This window comes from Bradyrhizobium sp. CSA112, from assembly GCF_029051645.1.
Taxonomy (GTDB): domain Bacteria; phylum Pseudomonadota; class Alphaproteobacteria; order Rhizobiales; family Xanthobacteraceae; genus Bradyrhizobium.
In genome coordinates this window covers 36724-51204 of the sequence record NZ_JAACFS010000041.1, presented here as the reverse complement: position 1 = coordinate 51204, position 14481 = coordinate 36724, and the positions used below count along the sequence as shown (strand labels likewise).

Annotated in this window: 22 protein-coding genes and 1 pseudogene; 12 read left to right on the top strand and 11 right to left on the bottom strand. The window is 62.2% G+C overall.

From position 1 onward, the window contains the following. Nucleotides 1–120: 120 nt before the first annotated feature. Nucleotides 121–300, top strand: coding sequence for a hypothetical protein (locus tag GWE18_RS36645; protein ID WP_108519921.1), 180 nt, complete (start codon nt 121–123; stop codon nt 298–300). An 8-nt stretch (nt 301–308) separates the two neighbouring features. On the opposite strand, the gene GWE18_RS36640 is transcribed toward GWE18_RS36645, so the two are convergent. The 5 genes from GWE18_RS36640 to GWE18_RS36620 all read right to left on the bottom strand — a co-directional run bounded on the left by GWE18_RS36640 (nt 309) and on the right by GWE18_RS36620 (nt 2758). After that, complete coding sequence (locus GWE18_RS36640; RefSeq protein WP_275190517.1) at nt 309–584, bottom strand: hypothetical protein; 276 nt, start codon at nt 582–584, stop codon at nt 309–311. A 98-nt stretch (nt 585–682) separates the two neighbouring features. Next, entirely contained in the window at nt 683–1339 is a 657-nt protein-coding gene (locus GWE18_RS36635; RefSeq protein WP_275190516.1) for a tetratricopeptide repeat protein, read from the bottom strand. Nucleotides 1340–1430: 91 nt separating this feature from the next. Then, complete coding sequence (gene ykgO, locus GWE18_RS36630) at nt 1431–1556, bottom strand: type B 50S ribosomal protein L36 (RefSeq protein ID WP_002718645.1); 126 nt, start codon at nt 1554–1556, stop codon at nt 1431–1433. Between the two features lie 262 nt (nt 1557–1818). Further along, the gene (locus GWE18_RS36625; protein WP_275190515.1) at nt 1819–2268 is read right to left on the bottom strand and encodes a MaoC family dehydratase; all 450 of its coding nucleotides are present in this window, start codon (nt 2266–2268) and stop codon (nt 1819–1821) included. A 13-nt stretch (nt 2269–2281) separates the two neighbouring features. Continuing rightward, a complete protein-coding gene (locus tag GWE18_RS36620) occupies nt 2282–2758 on the bottom strand; it encodes a MaoC family dehydratase N-terminal domain-containing protein (protein ID WP_342804326.1) in 477 nt (158 codons plus the stop codon). 108 nt (nt 2759–2866) lie between these two features. Between GWE18_RS36620 and GWE18_RS36615 the strand changes: the two genes are divergently transcribed. From GWE18_RS36615 to GWE18_RS36595, 5 genes are read left to right on the top strand one after another with little or no spacing between them, the layout of a single operon-like run. After that, nucleotides 2867–3751 (top strand): amidohydrolase family protein, encoded by an 885-nt coding sequence (locus GWE18_RS36615; RefSeq protein WP_275190513.1) that lies wholly within the window; start codon nt 2867–2869, stop codon nt 3749–3751. A gap of 40 nt (nt 3752–3791) precedes the next feature. Continuing rightward, the gene (locus tag GWE18_RS36610; protein ID WP_275190512.1) at nt 3792–4061 is read left to right on the top strand and encodes a hypothetical protein; all 270 of its coding nucleotides are present in this window, start codon (nt 3792–3794) and stop codon (nt 4059–4061) included. After that, complete coding sequence (locus GWE18_RS36605) at nt 4028–4636, top strand: dienelactone hydrolase family protein (RefSeq protein WP_275190511.1); 609 nt, start codon at nt 4028–4030, stop codon at nt 4634–4636. Before GWE18_RS36610 ends, GWE18_RS36605 begins: the two co-directional genes overlap by 34 nt. After that, nucleotides 4633–5379 carry a haloacid dehalogenase type II gene (locus tag GWE18_RS36600; protein WP_275190510.1) on the top strand — a complete coding sequence of 249 codons (747 nt, stop codon included), beginning with the start codon at nt 4633–4635 and terminating at the stop codon, nt 5377–5379. Before GWE18_RS36605 ends, GWE18_RS36600 begins: the two co-directional genes overlap by 4 nt. A 1-nt stretch (nt 5380) precedes the next feature. After that, nucleotides 5381–5866 carry a YbaK/EbsC family protein gene (locus GWE18_RS36595; protein WP_275190509.1) on the top strand — a complete coding sequence of 162 codons (486 nt, stop codon included), beginning with the start codon at nt 5381–5383 and terminating at the stop codon, nt 5864–5866. Here the strand turns inward: GWE18_RS36595 and GWE18_RS36590 are convergent. The 3 genes from GWE18_RS36590 to GWE18_RS36580 form a co-directional block, all read right to left on the bottom strand. Continuing rightward, on the bottom strand, nt 5863–6225 hold the full coding sequence (locus tag GWE18_RS36590) for a hypothetical protein (RefSeq protein WP_275190508.1): 363 nt from the start codon (nt 6223–6225) through the stop codon (nt 5863–5865). The two genes, GWE18_RS36595 and GWE18_RS36590, sit on opposite strands and share 4 nt — an antisense overlap. A gap of 126 nt (nt 6226–6351) precedes the next feature. Beyond that, complete coding sequence (locus tag GWE18_RS36585; RefSeq protein ID WP_275190507.1) at nt 6352–7341, bottom strand: tripartite tricarboxylate transporter substrate binding protein; 990 nt, start codon at nt 7339–7341, stop codon at nt 6352–6354. Nucleotides 7342–7514: 173 nt separating this feature from the next. Next, nucleotides 7515–8426, bottom strand: coding sequence for a LysR family transcriptional regulator (locus GWE18_RS36580; protein ID WP_275190506.1), 912 nt, complete (start codon nt 8424–8426; stop codon nt 7515–7517). A 119-nt stretch (nt 8427–8545) separates the two neighbouring features. Between GWE18_RS36580 and GWE18_RS36575 the strand changes: the two genes are divergently transcribed. The 4 genes from GWE18_RS36575 (at nt 8546) to GWE18_RS36560 (ending at nt 11222) form a co-directional block, all read left to right on the top strand. Continuing rightward, on the top strand, nt 8546–9244 hold the full coding sequence (locus tag GWE18_RS36575) for a pirin family protein (protein WP_275190505.1): 699 nt from the start codon (nt 8546–8548) through the stop codon (nt 9242–9244). 153 nt (nt 9245–9397) lie between these two features. Then, nucleotides 9398–9997 carry an NAD(P)H:quinone oxidoreductase gene (wrbA, locus tag GWE18_RS36570; protein ID WP_275190504.1) on the top strand — a complete coding sequence of 200 codons (600 nt, stop codon included), beginning with the start codon at nt 9398–9400 and terminating at the stop codon, nt 9995–9997. 71 nt (nt 9998–10068) lie between these two features. Continuing rightward, nucleotides 10069–10233 (top strand): hypothetical protein, encoded by a 165-nt coding sequence (locus tag GWE18_RS36565; RefSeq protein WP_275190503.1) that lies wholly within the window; start codon nt 10069–10071, stop codon nt 10231–10233. Nucleotides 10234–10274: 41 nt separating this feature from the next. Beyond that, the gene (locus GWE18_RS36560; protein WP_275190502.1) at nt 10275–11222 is read left to right on the top strand and encodes a DUF5996 family protein; all 948 of its coding nucleotides are present in this window, start codon (nt 10275–10277) and stop codon (nt 11220–11222) included. 7 nt (nt 11223–11229) lie between these two features. On the opposite strand, the gene GWE18_RS36555 is transcribed toward GWE18_RS36560, so the two are convergent. The 3 genes from GWE18_RS36555 to GWE18_RS36545 all read right to left on the bottom strand — a co-directional run bounded on the left by GWE18_RS36555 (nt 11230) and on the right by GWE18_RS36545 (nt 13137). Beyond that, a complete protein-coding gene (locus GWE18_RS36555; RefSeq protein WP_275190501.1) occupies nt 11230–11421 on the bottom strand; it encodes a hypothetical protein in 192 nt (63 codons plus the stop codon). Between the two features lie 296 nt (nt 11422–11717). Further along, complete coding sequence (locus GWE18_RS36550) at nt 11718–12707, bottom strand: glycosyltransferase (protein ID WP_275190532.1); 990 nt, start codon at nt 12705–12707, stop codon at nt 11718–11720. Nucleotides 12708–12912: 205 nt separating this feature from the next. Continuing rightward, entirely contained in the window at nt 12913–13137 is a 225-nt protein-coding gene (locus tag GWE18_RS36545; RefSeq protein ID WP_275190500.1) for a hypothetical protein, read from the bottom strand. 173 nt (nt 13138–13310) lie between these two features. On the opposite strand from GWE18_RS36545, the pseudogene GWE18_RS36540 reads away from it, so the two are divergent. Further along, nucleotides 13311–13415, top strand: a pseudogene (locus GWE18_RS36540) (glycosyltransferase); the annotation flags it as partial. A gap of 28 nt (nt 13416–13443) precedes the next feature. Beyond that, on the top strand, nt 13444–14454 hold the full coding sequence (gene galE / locus GWE18_RS36535) for a UDP-glucose 4-epimerase GalE (RefSeq protein ID WP_275190499.1): 1011 nt from the start codon (nt 13444–13446) through the stop codon (nt 14452–14454). The last annotated feature ends 27 nt before the right edge of the window (nt 14455–14481 follow it).

Genomic DNA, 14481 nt, shown 5'->3' with positions numbered 1-14481 from the left:
GTGCACGTGCCTGATTAGGGGGTAGCCGGGCGCATGCGTTGTACCCAACATCCACAGGAACAAGGGCGCTCACTACAAATTGTTCCAAGCGTATCAAGCGTATCATCGGAGGACTGCCCTATGATTTCCGACGCAAGCGAAGCCGCCATCGATCAGATCGTAGCGAGTTGCAATGGCGACATCCGCGGCGCACTCAAGGCCCTGCTGCGGGTAAACGAGCAGCTTGAGGCCGAACTGGCGCAGTTCTACGCGGCGGTGGGTCTCGACGGCATGGCCCGCGGCAGCAACGCCATACACTAGACCCGCGTCTATTGCTTCTTCTCGTCCGGCGCTCCTGCAGGAGGTTCCGGCACGATCGGGCACTGGGAAATGGTCGAACGGGCCAGCTTGGCATCGTCGATTGATTTGTACGGCCCGGTTCCGAAATAGATGTTGCCACCAACCTGGCTGTTAATGACGGGATTGCTCGTGACGATCTCGCATTTGCCGGTCGCGTGGTCGCCTACGACCCAATAGCCGCCTTGCGCGAAAGCGCAGGTTTCGGTCGCGATAATCATCGCGCCGGCCAGCAGCGATGATTTCATGGCTCGCTCCTGTCACGCAGTCAGCGAATAATAGCGCTTTGGCAGCGCCACGTTCCCGCCTGACGTAAGCGGTCGGAATCAAGGTTAACCGCGAAAGATCAGATATCGCGGCCTTCGACCTTTTCGGTGAGAGTCTTGACCAGGTCCGGCACCTTTTCGAGATGCGGATTGACGGCCAGCGCCTTGCGGAATGCCTCAAGCGCGCGCTTTTCGTCGCCGATTTCCTGCATGATCATGCCAAGCCCGGCCAGCGCGCCGAAATGCCGGGGCTCGCGGATCAGCACCTGCCGGATGTCCTCCAGCGAACGGGTGTAGTCGTTCTTCAGGTAATACAGCGTCGCACGCCGGTTCCAGGCCTCAACATAATCGGGGCGCAGCTTGATGACGGCATCGAGCAGTTTCATCGCGACGTCGACCTTCTGCGCTTCCATCGCGGCCTTGGCGCGCAGCATCAACAGCGAAGCCGTGTCGCTCGGGGTCTGCATCCACAGCGCCCAGATCCGCGCCTCGACATGCTTGGCGCTGGCTTCATCGGGGGCGGCTTTCAATGCGCCGAACAGGAAATCCAGCCCGCGGGTGCGATCGGCACCGACCTTGGGAAGCTTGCTCGGCGCTTCCGGCAATTTCTTCTGGGCTTTCGGCGGGGGAATGACCCTGGGGTCGTCCTGGGCAAAAGCAGCCGCCGGCACGGCCGTCATGACAGCGGCGAGGACCGCAATCCGGCAGTTACGGGCGCCCGGGAATCTCAATGCCATGCGCCAAGTCTAGACGCGTAAAACCGCGCCGCAAAGCGGCACGTCGTCAAAGACATGTGAAACGAGGAAAGAAAACCGCTTCGCCCCAGGCTTAACCTTGGCGGGCCTTGAAGCGGCGCTGCACCTTGTTGATCACGTAAACCCGGCCCTTGCGGCGGACCAGACGGTTGTTGCGGTGACGCCCGCGCAGCGATTTCAAGGAGTTACGGACCTTCATGGGACAATCCTGATGCTTTGAAAGGCCGTGCTGGAGGCCCGAACCTGAGCTACCCGAAAGTGGCAAAATGGGATCAATCCCGAAAAGCGGCCAACCGCCCGGGATGGGGCGGTTTCTAAGCAGCGCGGGAGCGTATGTCAATCCAAACGCGCCGTTTTCGGCTCCATCTGTCCTGTTCCGGACCTAACGCTGGCTTATACTATTTGGCATTCGGCCTGGTGGAGCGTCGCCGTCAAGCTCGCATCTGTGGAACTCTACGGAATCACTGGCAAAACAGGTCGCGCGGGAATTCGACTAGGGCCTCGCCAGTCGCGACCCTTTCGCCCGCCTGGTTCTTGACCACCACATCGATCAACACCCAGCGCGATTTTTCAGTCGATTGCTTGGCCTTGATGATTCCTGTTGGCTGGATGGTATCGCCGGGCCGGACCGGCTTGACCCACCGCGTCTCCAGCCGCCGGTGGACCGCACCGGCGGGGCAGGCCCAATCGGTGATCATTCGGGAGATCAGCCCGAAATTGTTCATGCCGTGCATGATGATGCCGCCAAAATTGGTCTTGCCGAAATTGCCCTTCATGTAGTCGTCGTCGAGATGCAGCGGGTTGTAGTCGAGCGAGGCATCGCAGAACAGGCGGATGGATTCGCGTGAGACCGCGAATTTCGGGCCGTCGATGACGTCGCCGGCGGAGAGATTATCGAACGTAGCAGTCATTGATCGCTCCCTCTCACATCGGCCGAATCGTCCAGCCGCGGCCGGAACAGATTACGTCGCCTTTCTGATTGAAAAAGACGTTGTCGTGCACCACGAACAGCCGCTCGCGCTTGATGAACTTGTCGAGCGCGCGGGCCTGCAACGTGATGACGTCGGCCGGGCGCGCCGGAATGTTGTAGCTCCAGGACTGCCCGGCATTGACGGTGCCCGGCGAGCGCATCCAGTCATCCGCGGGCGTGCAGGAAAACATCAGGAGGATGTGGATGGAGGGCGGCGCGATCAGCCCGCCATAGCGCGTGGTCTTGGCATAGGCCTCGTCGAAATAGATCGGATTGGTTTCGCCGACCGATCTGCAATACAGCTCGATCGCGTGCCTGGTCAGCGTGTAAGGGATGGTCTTGCGCGGCTCGCCCGGGACGATGTCGTCCCATGTTTTCCGCAAGTTCGCATCTTTCCAGAAATCGGTCTCGAAGGCCTCTGCCTGCGCCATACCATCCTCCCTGATTCCGCTCATTTATTTCTGCCGCCTTGCGGAATTTGTTATATAGTATAATCAATTTTCCAGACCCAAAAATCAAGCCGGCGGGAAACCCAAGAGATGCCCAAGCTCAAGCTGCCCGATATCGAAAAAGTCGTCGCGATCGACATCCACACCCATGCCGAAGAGCCCTGCGGCCTTCATGGCGACGACGGCTATGACAACTTCCAGGAGCGCATGGCCGAATACTTCAAGTCGCCGCACAAGCATCCGCCGACCGTGCCGGAAACCGCGGCCTATTATCGCTCCAAGAACATCGCGGCCGTGATCTTCCCGGTCGACGCCGAGCGCGAGACAGGTTTTCGCCGCTACAACAATTACGAGATGCTGGAAGTGGCGTCCGATAATCTCGACGTCCTGATCCCCTTCGTCTCGATCGATCCGCACAAGGGCAAGCTCGGCGTGCGCGAGGCGAAGAAGCTGATGGAGGAATACGGCGTCCGCGGCTTCAAATTCCACCCGACCATGCAGGGCTTCTACGCCAACGACCGCATGGCCTATCCGCTCTATGAAGCGATCAATGACGGCGGCGCGATCGCGCTGTTTCACACCGGGCAGACCGGCGTTGGAAGCGGCATGCCCGGCGGCATGGGGATGCGGCTGAAATATTCCAATCCGATGTATATGGACGACGTGGCGGCGGATTTTCCTGACCTGAAGATCATCCTCGCGCATCCCTCCTTCCCCTGGCAGGAAGAGGCGCTGTCGGTCGCAACCCACAAGCCGAATGTCTATATCGACCTCTCCGGCTGGTCGCCGAAATATTTTCCGCCGATCCTCGTCCGCTACATCAACTCGATCCTGCAGGACAAGATGCTGTTCGGCTCGGACTGGCCTGTCATCACGCCGGACCGCTGGCTGGCGGATTTCGCAAAACTCGACATCCGCGAGGAAATCCGGCCGAAGATCTTGAAGGCCAACGCGCGGAAGATTTTGGGTATATAAGGATACCACCCGCGCGCTTTTTTTGCGCTGGAGGTAGTCCATGACGAACCTCGCCAAAGTCGCTGCCCTCGCCGGTGCATTCGTGATCGGTTATGCGATCGAATCCGCCTCGGCTCAAACTCAGCCGGAGGGCACCGTCGTCGAGCTGGAATCGCCACTGGCAAGCTCGCATCCGCTGGTGGGCTACATGAGACGCCCGAAGGGCGGCGCAGGCCCCTCGCCCGCGGTGGTCTTGCTGCATAGCTGCCACGGAGACTGGCGGCGTATTGACGAGCGATGGGGCAAGCGCATCGCGTCTGGGGTTATGTGACGCTGTCGGTGGACAGCCTTGGTCCGCGCGGCAACAAGGCGAACTGTAGAGAAAGCACGCTATCCAATTTCGCTTCCGACGCTTACCGTGCCCTGGACTTTCTGGCGCAGCACCCCGCCGTCGATCCTTCGCGCATTGCCGCAATCGGATTCGCAATGGGCGGCTTGTCGGTCCTCTCGTCGGTCGAGCGCGGTGTTGCCGAGGAAGCCTCGTCAAACAAGTTCCGTGCGGCGGTCGCGTTCTATCCACGCTGCGAAAGATTGAAGGGGAATATGACCGTTCCCACGCTGATCCTGATTGGCGAACGGGATGACTGGCACTCGGCGAACGAGTGCCGCGATTTAGCGGCCGGCCGCGACGGCTGGGGGATATCCCGGCAGAAGGACCGGGGCGTTCCGATCAAACTCATTGTCTATCCCGACGCCCATCACGCCTTCGACGCGCCGGGCCTGAAGACGCCCGTTCAGCTTCAGGGACATCATCTCGAATTCAACCAATCGGCGGCAGATCAATCGGCCGCCGCGCTCCTTGAGTTTCTCGACACGAAGATGGACAACGGAGTGCAGGTCAAATGACCATCAAAGCCGTTGTGTTCGATGCCTATGGCACGCTTTACGACGTCCAGTCGGTGGCTGATGTCACCGAGGACGCGTTTCCCGGCTATGGCGGGATCATCACCCAGGTCTGGCGTATCAAGCAGCTCGAATATACCTGGCTGCGCTCGCTGATGCGGCACTACCAGGATTTCTCCGAAGTGACGCGCGACTCGCTGGCCTACACGCTCACCAGCCTTGGACTACAGTATGACGAGGACACGTTCGCACGCATCATCGACAAGTATCTGCATCTCGATCTCTATCCGGATGCGCTTGCGGCACTTTCGGCGATGAAGGATCGCAAGCTCGCGATCCTGTCCAACGGAAGTCCTGATATGCTCGACGCGCTGGTGCACAACAGCGGGCTCGACCGCGTGCTCGATGCCGTCATCAGCGTCGACGCGAAGAAAACATTTAAGCCCAGTCCCGAGGTCTACGCGCTGATCGAGGAGGCGCTGCACGTGCCGCCCGCCGAGGTGCTGTTCATCTCGGCCAATCCATGGGACGCCTGCGGCGCCAAGGCATTCGGGCTCAACGTCGCCTGGATCGAGCGGGTGACGCCGGAAGCGATGGCGCTCGCCTGCCTCGAAAGCGAGACGCTGCCGCCATTGACGATGTTTTGGGCGTTGCGTACCCAGATGGACGAGCTTGGCGTCGCGCCCGATCATCGCATCCACGGCCTCGCCGAACTGCCCGCCCTGGTGTCTGCCCAAAGGTCCTGAAATGAGTCTTGAGTCCGTCCGCGCCTTCTTCGCAGAAAAGGCGCCCGATATCTCCGTGATCGAATCCAGCATGAGTTCTGCCACCGTCGCGCTGGCCGCCGAAGCCTATGGCGTCGAGCCGGCGCGGATCGCCAAGACGCTGTCCTTGCGGGTCGGCGACCGCGTGGTGCTGATCGTGGCGGCCGGAACGTCGCGGATGGACAACAGGAAGGTGAAGGCGCTGTTCGGAGGAAAGCCGAAGATGCTCGGCCTCGAAGAGGTCGCCGAGATTACCGGCCACGAGGTCGGCGGCGTCTGCCCGTTCGGATTGAAGACGCCGCTGCCGATCTATTGCGACGTCTCGCTGAAGGCGTTCGACATCGTGGTGCCCGCCGCAGGCTCGACCCACAGCGCCGTAAAGATCACGCCGGCGCGCATGGCAGAGCTGACCGGAGCTGAATGGGTCGATGTCTGCGAGCTCAGGCCCGAGCGCGAAGCTGTGGCCTAATAGTCTTCCTCATAATAGGGCCGAGGCTGCATCGGCCGCGGCCGTACCGCTTGCGGCTGCCCCTGCTGCGGAGCGCGGGCACGTGGTGCGTTTTGTTGCAGCCCGCGCGGCGCTGGCTGCGCGTCGGCCTGCGATTCGAACACCGCACGGCAATTAGGAGAGAGCTGCGGCGTGTTCTGCCGCAAGCAGGCCACGATCCGGCTGGCATCCGGGATCTGGTCGCCACAGAGCCGCCAGACGTCGGGTGTGCAGGCCATCTGCTGTTCCCAGGTTCCGCGATATTCCTGCGAAAATACGGGGCTGGCGCCAATGCCGACGATCGCAACGGCAAGGCTGAGGACTATCCGCTGCGTGGGCATGGATCACGTCCTTTCTGTTCGATTTCGAGTTGACGCGGGAACTCCGCGCGGCGATGGGCATCAAGCCTGTCGAATGAATGCGGCCACGCGACGTTAGTGCGAACAAAAAGTTGTGAAGCGGGTTCCCTACTCCACTTTGCCGATCTTCTTCACCGCCGCGACCAGCCGCGCGCTGTCTTCCGCAACGAACTTTGCAAATTCCGGCGCGTCCAGATAAGCGACCGGGCTGCCGGCGGTCTCATACGTCTTGACCACCTCGGGCGCCTTTACCGCTTCCGCCATTGCTTCACGCAGCCGCGTCATGATCGGCGCCGGCAAGGCTGCTTGCGCGAACAATCCCGCCCAGATGTAGAACTCGACATCCTTGTAGCCGAGCTCCTTGAAGGTCGGCAGATCAGGGAAACTCTTGATGCGCTCGGCGCCCCAATTGGCGAGGACGCGCATCTTGCCGTGATCGACCTGCTGCTTCAGCGTGCCCGGAGCCGACGCCACCGCCTGCACGGTGCCGCTCAAGAGTGCAGTCAGCGCAGGGCCGGCGCCGCGGAACGGTACGTGCAGCAATTTGATGCCGGCGCTGGCCGCAAACATCTCCATCGCCACATGCAGCGTGCCGTAGGGACCGGACGAGCCGTAGGGAATTTGCCCGGGACGCTTTTTGGCGTCATCGACGAAATCCTGCAGCGTCTTCCACGGCGCCGACGCCGGCACCGCCAGCAGGGTCGGATCGGCCAGCACGCGCGCGATCGGCGCGAACTGCGAGACCTCATACGCCACCGGGCGATCGAACAAGCGGTCGGCTTCCGGCAACACGGCGAGCGAGGACAGCGTCATCAACAGCGTGTGGCCGTCGGGCTCGGCGCGCGCCGCCGCCGCATTGCCGACCGATCCGCCGCCGCCGCCGGCGCGGTTGTCGACGATCACGGGCTTGCCGAGGATCCGCTCCAACGCCTGCGCCACAGGGCGCGCGGCGAGATCGGCCTGGCCGCCCGGCGGGAATGGGACGATCATGGTGATGTTGCGCGAGGGGTATGGGCTTTGCGCGAAGGCGATGTGCGAGAGCGTGGTCTGCGCCAGCGGCAGCGCGGCGGCGGTTTTGAGAAGTTCGCGGCGGTTCATTGGTAGCTTCTCCCCGGCATTTGTTTTGGTTGTTGGAGACAGCCTAGCCTCAATCGTAGGGTGGGCAAAGCGCAGCGTGCCCACCATCCCTCGGGCAAAAGGGCTTGTATCGAGCAACTTCACTCGTTGCGCATGAATGGTGGGCACGCTTCGCTCTGCCCACCCTACGAAATTCACTTCCGCTTCTTCGCTTTCGCGAAATGCTTCGCCAAGAACTCCGCCAGCACTTCGACGCGGGCGGGGCGCGGGCCGCCGGGCGGGGTGACCAGATGCACCGCGCCTTCGGGCTGATGCCAGCCTTTCAGGATCACCTCGACCTCGCCCGATGCGATCGCGTCGCCGACGATGAAATCCGGCAGGTCGGCGATGCCGAGCCCGGCAATGACGCTCGGCAGCAGCGCCTCACCGTTGTTGACGCGGAGCTGGCCCGCGGGTCGCACGCTGGCCTGCTCGCCGGCGGCGTTGGTGTAGTGCCAGACGCCCGGTGTCGAGAGATAGACGTAGCCGAAGCATTTGTGCTGGGCTAGATGCATCGGATGCGTCGGTCTGCCATGGCGCTTCAAATAGGCCGGCGCCGCCACCGTGTAGCGCGGCATCGCGCAGAGCCGCCGCGCGATCAGCGAAGAGTCCGGGAGCCGCGCGATGCGCAAACCGGCATCGAACCCCTCGCCGATCAGGTCCACTGTCGCATCGCTCAGATGAAGATCGATCGAGACTTCCGGGTAAGTCGCGAGAAACTCCGGCAATATCGGCGCGACAGCTTTCACCCCGAACGTCATGGGGACCGCGAGCCGCACCAGCCCGCGCGGCGCCTTCGATTGCGACAGCGCTTCGTTCTCGGCGTCCTCACCATCGGCGAGCAGACGCGTGGCGCGCTCCGCGAGCTTCTGCCCGGCATCGGTCAATGCCAGCCGCCGCGAGGTGCGGTTGAACAGCCGTGCGCCGAGCCGCTGCTCCAGCCGGCTGACCGCCTTGGACACCGTGGCCTTGGACAGCGCCAGTTCAGTCGCGGCTGACGCAAACGACCGCAATTCCACGACTTTCGCGAAAATCGCGAGCGCCTCGAAATCCGGGAGTTTCGACATTCGGACCGCCCCACGGTTCACTTTTGGAAACAATGAGTTTCAATAGTTTCTATTTCTATATCACGATGCAGCGCATATCCAAGCGGCATCAAACTTCGAAACTGATGAGGACCACTCCCATGATCGAACTCAGACCATTTGCAAAACTCGCCAGCGCCGATCACGGCTGGCTGAAAGCAAAACACCACTTCTCGTTCGGCAGCCATTACGACCCGGACAATATGGGCCACGGCTCCTTACGGGTGTGGAACGATGACGAGATCGCGCCGAACACCGGCTTTCCCGCACATCCCCACGCCAACATGGAAATCATCACCTATGTCCGCGAAGGCGCGATCACGCACCAGGACTCGCTCGGCAACAAGGGCCGGACCGAGGCCGGCGACGTGCAGGTGATGAGCGCGGGCAGCGGCATTCGTCATTCCGAGTACAATCTGGAGCCTTCGAAGACGAAGATCTTCCAGATCTGGATCGAGCCGACGACGAAGGGCGGCCAGCCGACCTGGGGCGCGAAACCGTTTCCGAAGCCGGATCGCTCCGGCAAGCTCGTCACCATCGCCAGCGGCATCGCCGGCGACAAGGACGCGCTGCCGATCCGCGCCGATGCGCGGGTGCTCGCCACCACACTGAGGGCGGGTGAGCGCGCGGAATACGCACCGCACAAGGCGCGTCACCTTTATCTTGTGCCGGCGGCCGGCAGCATCGAAGTCAACGGTGTGCGCGTCAACGCCCGCGACGGCGCCGCGATCCGCGACGAGGCGAAGCTGACGATTACCGCGCTGGAAGATTCCGAACTGGTGCTAGTCGACGCGGCCTGATCGCCAAACTCAAGACTCGTCATGCCCGGGCTTGACCCGGGCATCCATCCCTCTTCGCAAGATGTTTTTCGAAGTTGGTGGATTGCCGGGTCAAGCCCGGCAACGACACCTCAAAGCAAACAACACGCATCCCAAACTCAAAGGAAAGCCATCATGGCCAAAGTACTCGTGCTTTATTACTCCGCCTACGGTCACATCGAGGCGATGGCGAACGCCGTCGCAGAGGGCGCACGCAAGGCCGGCGCCACCGTCGATATCAAGCGTGTACCGGAACTGGTGCCTGAAGCGGTCGCCAAAGCCTCGTACTACAAGCTCGATCAGGCCGCACCGGTCGCCAATATCGAGGATCTCGCCAATTACGACGCGATCGTCATCGGCACCGGCACCCGCTTTGGCCGGATGGCCTCGCAGATGGCGAACTTCCTCGATCAGGCCGGCGGTCTCTGGGCCAAGGGCGCGCTGCATGGCAAGGTCGGCGGCGCCTTCACCGCGACGGCGACCCAGCACGGCGGACAGGAAACCACGCTGTTCTCGATCATCACCAATCTGCTGCACTTCGGCATGACAGTCGTCGGTCTGAACTACGGCTTCGCCGGCCAGATGAAGCTTGACGAGGTCACCGGCGGTGCGCCTTACGGTGCGACCACGATCACTGGCGGCGACGGCAGCCGCCAGCCAAGCGAAAACGAACTCGCCGGCGCGCGCTATCAAGGACGCGTGATCGCGGAGACCGCCAGCAAGCTGCATGGCTGATGCGACAAGGGCGGCATTCTCATTCGGGGATGCCGCCCTATCTCGTCCCTGACGGGACGACGGAAACAATGATGGTCGAACTTCTTTTTATCGCTCAACTGGCGCGTCAGCCGCTGCAAGCTGTGGCGTGGCGCTGGTGGTGCCGGAGCCTCTACCGCGCCTCGCGCGAACAGCGGCGCTGCCGGGAATGCACGAAATCGCGAGCCGCGCTTTTTAAACCTCTCCTGAATTCGTGATACGCCTTCTGCCTTCACGTGAGCGCCGACAGGGTTCTGGCATGAGCAACAAATCGCAAGGCCCGTGGCCGGAATTGCCGACCGCGGCGTGGCGCGACACCTGCGCGACGCTGCACCTCTGGACCCAGATCGTCGGCAAGATCCGGCTGACCAAATCGCCCTGGCTCAATCATTCCTGGCATGTGACGCTCTACGTCGCGCCGCGCGGATTGATGACTTCCCCGATGCCCGACGGTGCGCGAACGTTTCAGATCGATTTTGATTTCATCGACCATCGCTTGCGCATCTCGACCAGCGACGGCACGCAGCAGCAATTTGCGCTGGCGGGTCATTCCGTCGCCAGCTTCCACGCTGCCACGCTTGCTGCACTTGCCGAACTCGGCATTTCCGTTGCCATCGACGAGATGCCGAATGAGTTGCCCGATCCTGTGCGGTTCTCGCTAGATACCGCGCATGCCTCCTACGATCCCGATGCCGTCGGGCGCTTCCTGCAAATCCTCGTCAACTGCGACCGCGTCTTCAAGCAATTCCGCACCGGCTTCCTCGGCAAAGCGAGCCCGGTGCATTTCTTCTGGGGCAGTTTCGATCTGGCGGTGACGCGCTTCTCGGGCCGTCGCGCGCCGCGCCATCCGGGCGGCGTGCCGAATTTGCCCGACCCGGTCGCCCATGAAGCCTATTCACACGAAGTCAGCAGCGCCGGCTTCTGGCCAGGCAGTGGCGCGATCGATTATCCCGCGTTCTATTCCTATGCCTATCCCGAGCCATCAGGCTTCCGCGCGGCAAAGGTGCTGCCGGAGGCGGCGTTCTTCAGCGAAGCGCTCGGCGAGTTCATCCTGCCCTACGATGCCGTGCGCACGGCTGCCGATCCCGACAAGGCGCTGCTCGATTTCCTGCAGAGCACCTACGAGGCTACTGCGATCGCAGCGAAGTGGGATCGCGGGGAACTCGAATGCGATCCGGGCAAGCCGGGTGTGGTGCGGCAGGTTTGATCTTCGGCTAATGCTGCAGTTGCGGCTTCGCGATGGTCTGGCGAACTTCGGCGCCGCAGTCGGCGCATTCATAGGTGAAGTCGATCTTCGCCATGCTCCAATGCGGCTCGATATCGCGCACATACATCGGAAGTCCGACGCACCTCGGACAGATGACGAAGGCCGGTTCGATATCGTGCTGATGGATATAGGCTGGCATGTCGGCTCTCCCCAAGAAAGCTTTCAAGAAAGCATTCACCGGTGGCCCCTAACCCGGCGCAGAGCATATGCCCATAGCGCGAAGGCGATCATGAACTCTCGCGAACACAGGAAGAACATCCGCACAATCCCCGTATGTGTTGCATATTTGCACTCCGTTCCCGTGCGGCAACAATGTGTCAATCTTCGTGTGGCAGCGGCTTACCGAGCGCGCGCCTCGGCCAGGCATCGAGCGTGGATGGTTGCGCAATGCGCGCACCACACGATCGCGAAGTGCGTAAGGCCATCCGCGCCAACTCAAGGCGGCGCCGCTGATGTCCGTTCGAGGCCGAGCGCGGCCAGCGCGCTGCCGATCGCCACCGTAACGGGATGCATGGCAATCGTCCGCTCACGTTCGGTCAGCATTACGCCCACGGCATAGACAATAGAAAACGGCAAGGCTGCCAGCAGTTTGGCGGTCAACTTCGCCCGCAGCCAGAGCGTCGGCGTCGCCTTGCGCTGGACGTGATAATTGATCGCGCCGATCCGCAGGCCGCGCATCGCCAGCCATTTCAAGCTGGTCCGGCTTTTCGGCACGGTCTCGCTGATCACGGCTTCGGCCACCCAATGAAACCGCAAGCCGAGCCTCATGCAACGGTAGAAGAAATCGGTGTCCCCGCCGCCCAGAAAATTGAAACGGAGATCGAATGCCGGCATGCCCAAGCGGGTAAACACCGAACGCCGGATCAGGCAATTGCCGCAGCCGTAGATCAGCGGCACCGGGCCTGAGGTGTCGTACGCCGGGGCAAAAGCGGGGTGGCGGCGTAAGCCGCGCTTCCGTTCATCATCGAATTCGGGGAATACCGGTCCGCCGACGATGTCGGCACCGGTCGCATTGGCAGTCCTTACCATCTGCTCCAGCCAGTCCGGCGAAGCGATTTCGTCGTCGTCGATCATCAACAAGCTGGTTGCCGCCGGGAACATCTGCAGCGCCGTCTCGAAGGCAGCGTTGATCGCATGGCAATTGCCCTGCCGCGGCTCGATCACGCATAGCCCTGCGAATTTCCCCGACGTCAGGAATTCGGCCGCAACCGGGACGCTCTCGCTCTTCGACGCATCATTCTCCACCATGACGACGGCGAAGCGGCGGCTGGTGCGCTGGACGGCAAGCGACTCCAGCGTCCGGCGCAGATGCTGAGGACGGCGGAAACAGGGGATGCAAACGACGGTTTCGATCGTGGGATCGAGCGCCGGCGAGATCGCCACCAGCGCGCGGAGAGCCCTGACCGACGGATCGGGCCCGTTCATCCGGAGATCGCTGGTCGAAATCTCTGCCATGACGCTCAGGTCGTTCACGAATATGTCCCATCGTCCCGAAACGGGATTTCCGGCGTCATGCCGGGACACTTCCGTCTCGATAAGGTCGTTCATTCCGGGAGTGCGAACGTAACGCGCGCAGTGGTGCAATATTCGGTCCCGCCCCGAAGCGTGAAGCAACGAACTCCAGCGACGGTTAATGGACGCGGTTAATCCGCGCTGAACGAACGCTCGCCGCAAATCGGCGGCTGAACAGCTTTCGGAACAACCGCTGCGAATTCGGAAACTGGCCGTTGTCGATCTGGGTAGGCCACGCCCCGTTGACGTCGAAGCAAGCGGCGTAGGAAATCCTGTCCTCGTTCTTCATGAACCAGTCGTGCATCTGCTGAATGAAGAACGGGTCGTCGCCGGCGTTGCCCACGCCCCATTCGGGTCAGCTCATCCGCTTGCCATGCCGATGCTGCCGGGACTCGCCGACGGCTTACTGCAAGAGACGCGAGAAAAGCGGCAAGTTAACCACGCTAATGCACGGCAAGATGTGTTGCGCCGGTTCGGCACCGATCTTGCTCCATGGGCAGCTCGGAGTTCTGCGCGGGTCTCGAATGGACGTGGCGCATCTGGCTGGAGCCGCGCCGGCTGTTCTGGCACTATTTGACCACCAATCCGCGCGCGCTCTATCTATTGCTGAACAGGAACCGATCACTGACATCGGCAGGAAACACAACCAATGAGCAGCCGTCCAGCCATTCTCGTTACCGGCGGCGCGGGCTATATCGGCTCGCACTGCTGCAGGGCGCTAGATGCGGCGGGCTATCAGCCCGTCACCTACGACAATCTTTCGACCGGCCACCGCAGCTTCGTCGCGCGCACGCTGGTTGTCGGCGACATCGCCGACAAGGCCACGCTGGCACGGGCCTTCGCCGAGCATGACATCGTGGCCGTCATGCATTTCGCCGCCTCCAGCCTGGTCGGCGAGTCCGTTGCCGATCCGCAGAAATATTACATCAACAATCTCGCCGGCACGCTGTCGCTGCTGGAGACCATGCGCGAGGCCGGCTGCAAGCGCCTGGTGTTTTCGTCGACCGGCGCGGTCTATGGCAATGCCGACAGCAAGGCGCTGCGTGAGGATTACGCCTGCGCGCCGATCAATCCCTATGGCGCCTCGAAATGGATGATCGAGCGCGTGCTGGCGGATTATCGCACAGCCTATGGCTTCGGCTCGTTCGCGCTGCGTTACTTCAACGCTGCTGGCGCCGACCCCGCCGGCGGCATCGGCGAGCTGCGCGAGGTCGAAACCCATCTCATCCCGCGCGCCATGATGGCGCTGCAAGGGCATGTGCCTGACTTCGCCGTGTTCGGCGACGACTACGACACGCCGGATGGGACAGCGATCCGCGACTACATTCACGTGACCGATCTCGCGGCTGCCCACGTGCTTGCGCTCAAGCTGCTGCTCGAGGGACATTCAGGCGGGGCATTCAATCTCGGCACCGGCAACGGCTTTTCGGTCCGCGAGATCCTCGCGGCGATCGCGGCCGAAACCGGCCGCGAAGTCCCCCACGTCGTCAAGCCACGCCGCGCTGGCGATCCGACCTATCTCGTCGCCGATCCCTCCGCCGCACGCACGACATTGAACTTCAGCCCCACCCATTCGGATCTGGCCACGATCATCCGTACCGCGTGGGCGTGGCACAGGAAGGCTCACCCGCTGAAGACGGGTGCGCCTGGTCGGGATTGAGACGAGCGGCGCAAGCGATCGCTCAGC

Bases quoted from the DNA above. Each gene is read 5' to 3' on its own strand.
- GWE18_RS36645 (WP_108519921.1), top strand. From the start codon at position 121: ATGATTTCCGACGCAAGCGAAGCCGCCATCGATCAGATCGTAGCGAGT.
- GWE18_RS36640 (WP_275190517.1), bottom strand. From the start codon at position 584: ATGAAATCATCGCTGCTGGCCGGCGCGATGATTATCGCGACCGAAACC.
- GWE18_RS36635 (WP_275190516.1), bottom strand. From the start codon at position 1,339: ATGGCATTGAGATTCCCGGGCGCCCGTAACTGCCGGATTGCGGTCCTC.
- ykgO (WP_002718645.1), bottom strand. From the start codon at position 1,556: ATGAAGGTCCGTAACTCCTTGAAATCGCTGCGCGGGCGTCACCGCAAC.
- GWE18_RS36625 (WP_275190515.1), bottom strand. From the start codon at position 2,268: ATGACTGCTACGTTCGATAATCTCTCCGCCGGCGACGTCATCGACGGC.
- GWE18_RS36620 (WP_342804326.1), bottom strand. From the start codon at position 2,758: ATGGCGCAGGCAGAGGCCTTCGAGACCGATTTCTGGAAAGATGCGAAC.
- GWE18_RS36615 (WP_275190513.1), top strand. From the start codon at position 2,867: ATGCCCAAGCTCAAGCTGCCCGATATCGAAAAAGTCGTCGCGATCGAC.
- GWE18_RS36610 (WP_275190512.1), top strand. From the start codon at position 3,792: ATGACGAACCTCGCCAAAGTCGCTGCCCTCGCCGGTGCATTCGTGATC.
- GWE18_RS36605 (WP_275190511.1), top strand. From the start codon at position 4,028: ATGGGGCAAGCGCATCGCGTCTGGGGTTATGTGACGCTGTCGGTGGAC.
- GWE18_RS36600 (WP_275190510.1), top strand. From the start codon at position 4,633: ATGACCATCAAAGCCGTTGTGTTCGATGCCTATGGCACGCTTTACGAC.
- GWE18_RS36595 (WP_275190509.1), top strand. From the start codon at position 5,381: ATGAGTCTTGAGTCCGTCCGCGCCTTCTTCGCAGAAAAGGCGCCCGAT.
- GWE18_RS36590 (WP_275190508.1), bottom strand. From the start codon at position 6,225: ATGCCCACGCAGCGGATAGTCCTCAGCCTTGCCGTTGCGATCGTCGGC.
- GWE18_RS36585 (WP_275190507.1), bottom strand. From the start codon at position 7,341: ATGAACCGCCGCGAACTTCTCAAAACCGCCGCCGCGCTGCCGCTGGCG.
- GWE18_RS36580 (WP_275190506.1), bottom strand. From the start codon at position 8,426: ATGTCGAAACTCCCGGATTTCGAGGCGCTCGCGATTTTCGCGAAAGTC.
- GWE18_RS36575 (WP_275190505.1), top strand. From the start codon at position 8,546: ATGATCGAACTCAGACCATTTGCAAAACTCGCCAGCGCCGATCACGGC.
- wrbA (WP_275190504.1), top strand. From the start codon at position 9,398: ATGGCCAAAGTACTCGTGCTTTATTACTCCGCCTACGGTCACATCGAG.
- GWE18_RS36565 (WP_275190503.1), top strand. From the start codon at position 10,069: ATGGTCGAACTTCTTTTTATCGCTCAACTGGCGCGTCAGCCGCTGCAA.
- GWE18_RS36560 (WP_275190502.1), top strand. From the start codon at position 10,275: ATGAGCAACAAATCGCAAGGCCCGTGGCCGGAATTGCCGACCGCGGCG.
- GWE18_RS36555 (WP_275190501.1), bottom strand. From the start codon at position 11,421: ATGCCAGCCTATATCCATCAGCACGATATCGAACCGGCCTTCGTCATC.
- GWE18_RS36550 (WP_275190532.1), bottom strand. From the start codon at position 12,707: ATGAACGGGCCCGATCCGTCGGTCAGGGCTCTCCGCGCGCTGGTGGCG.
- galE (WP_275190499.1), top strand. From the start codon at position 13,444: ATGAGCAGCCGTCCAGCCATTCTCGTTACCGGCGGCGCGGGCTATATC.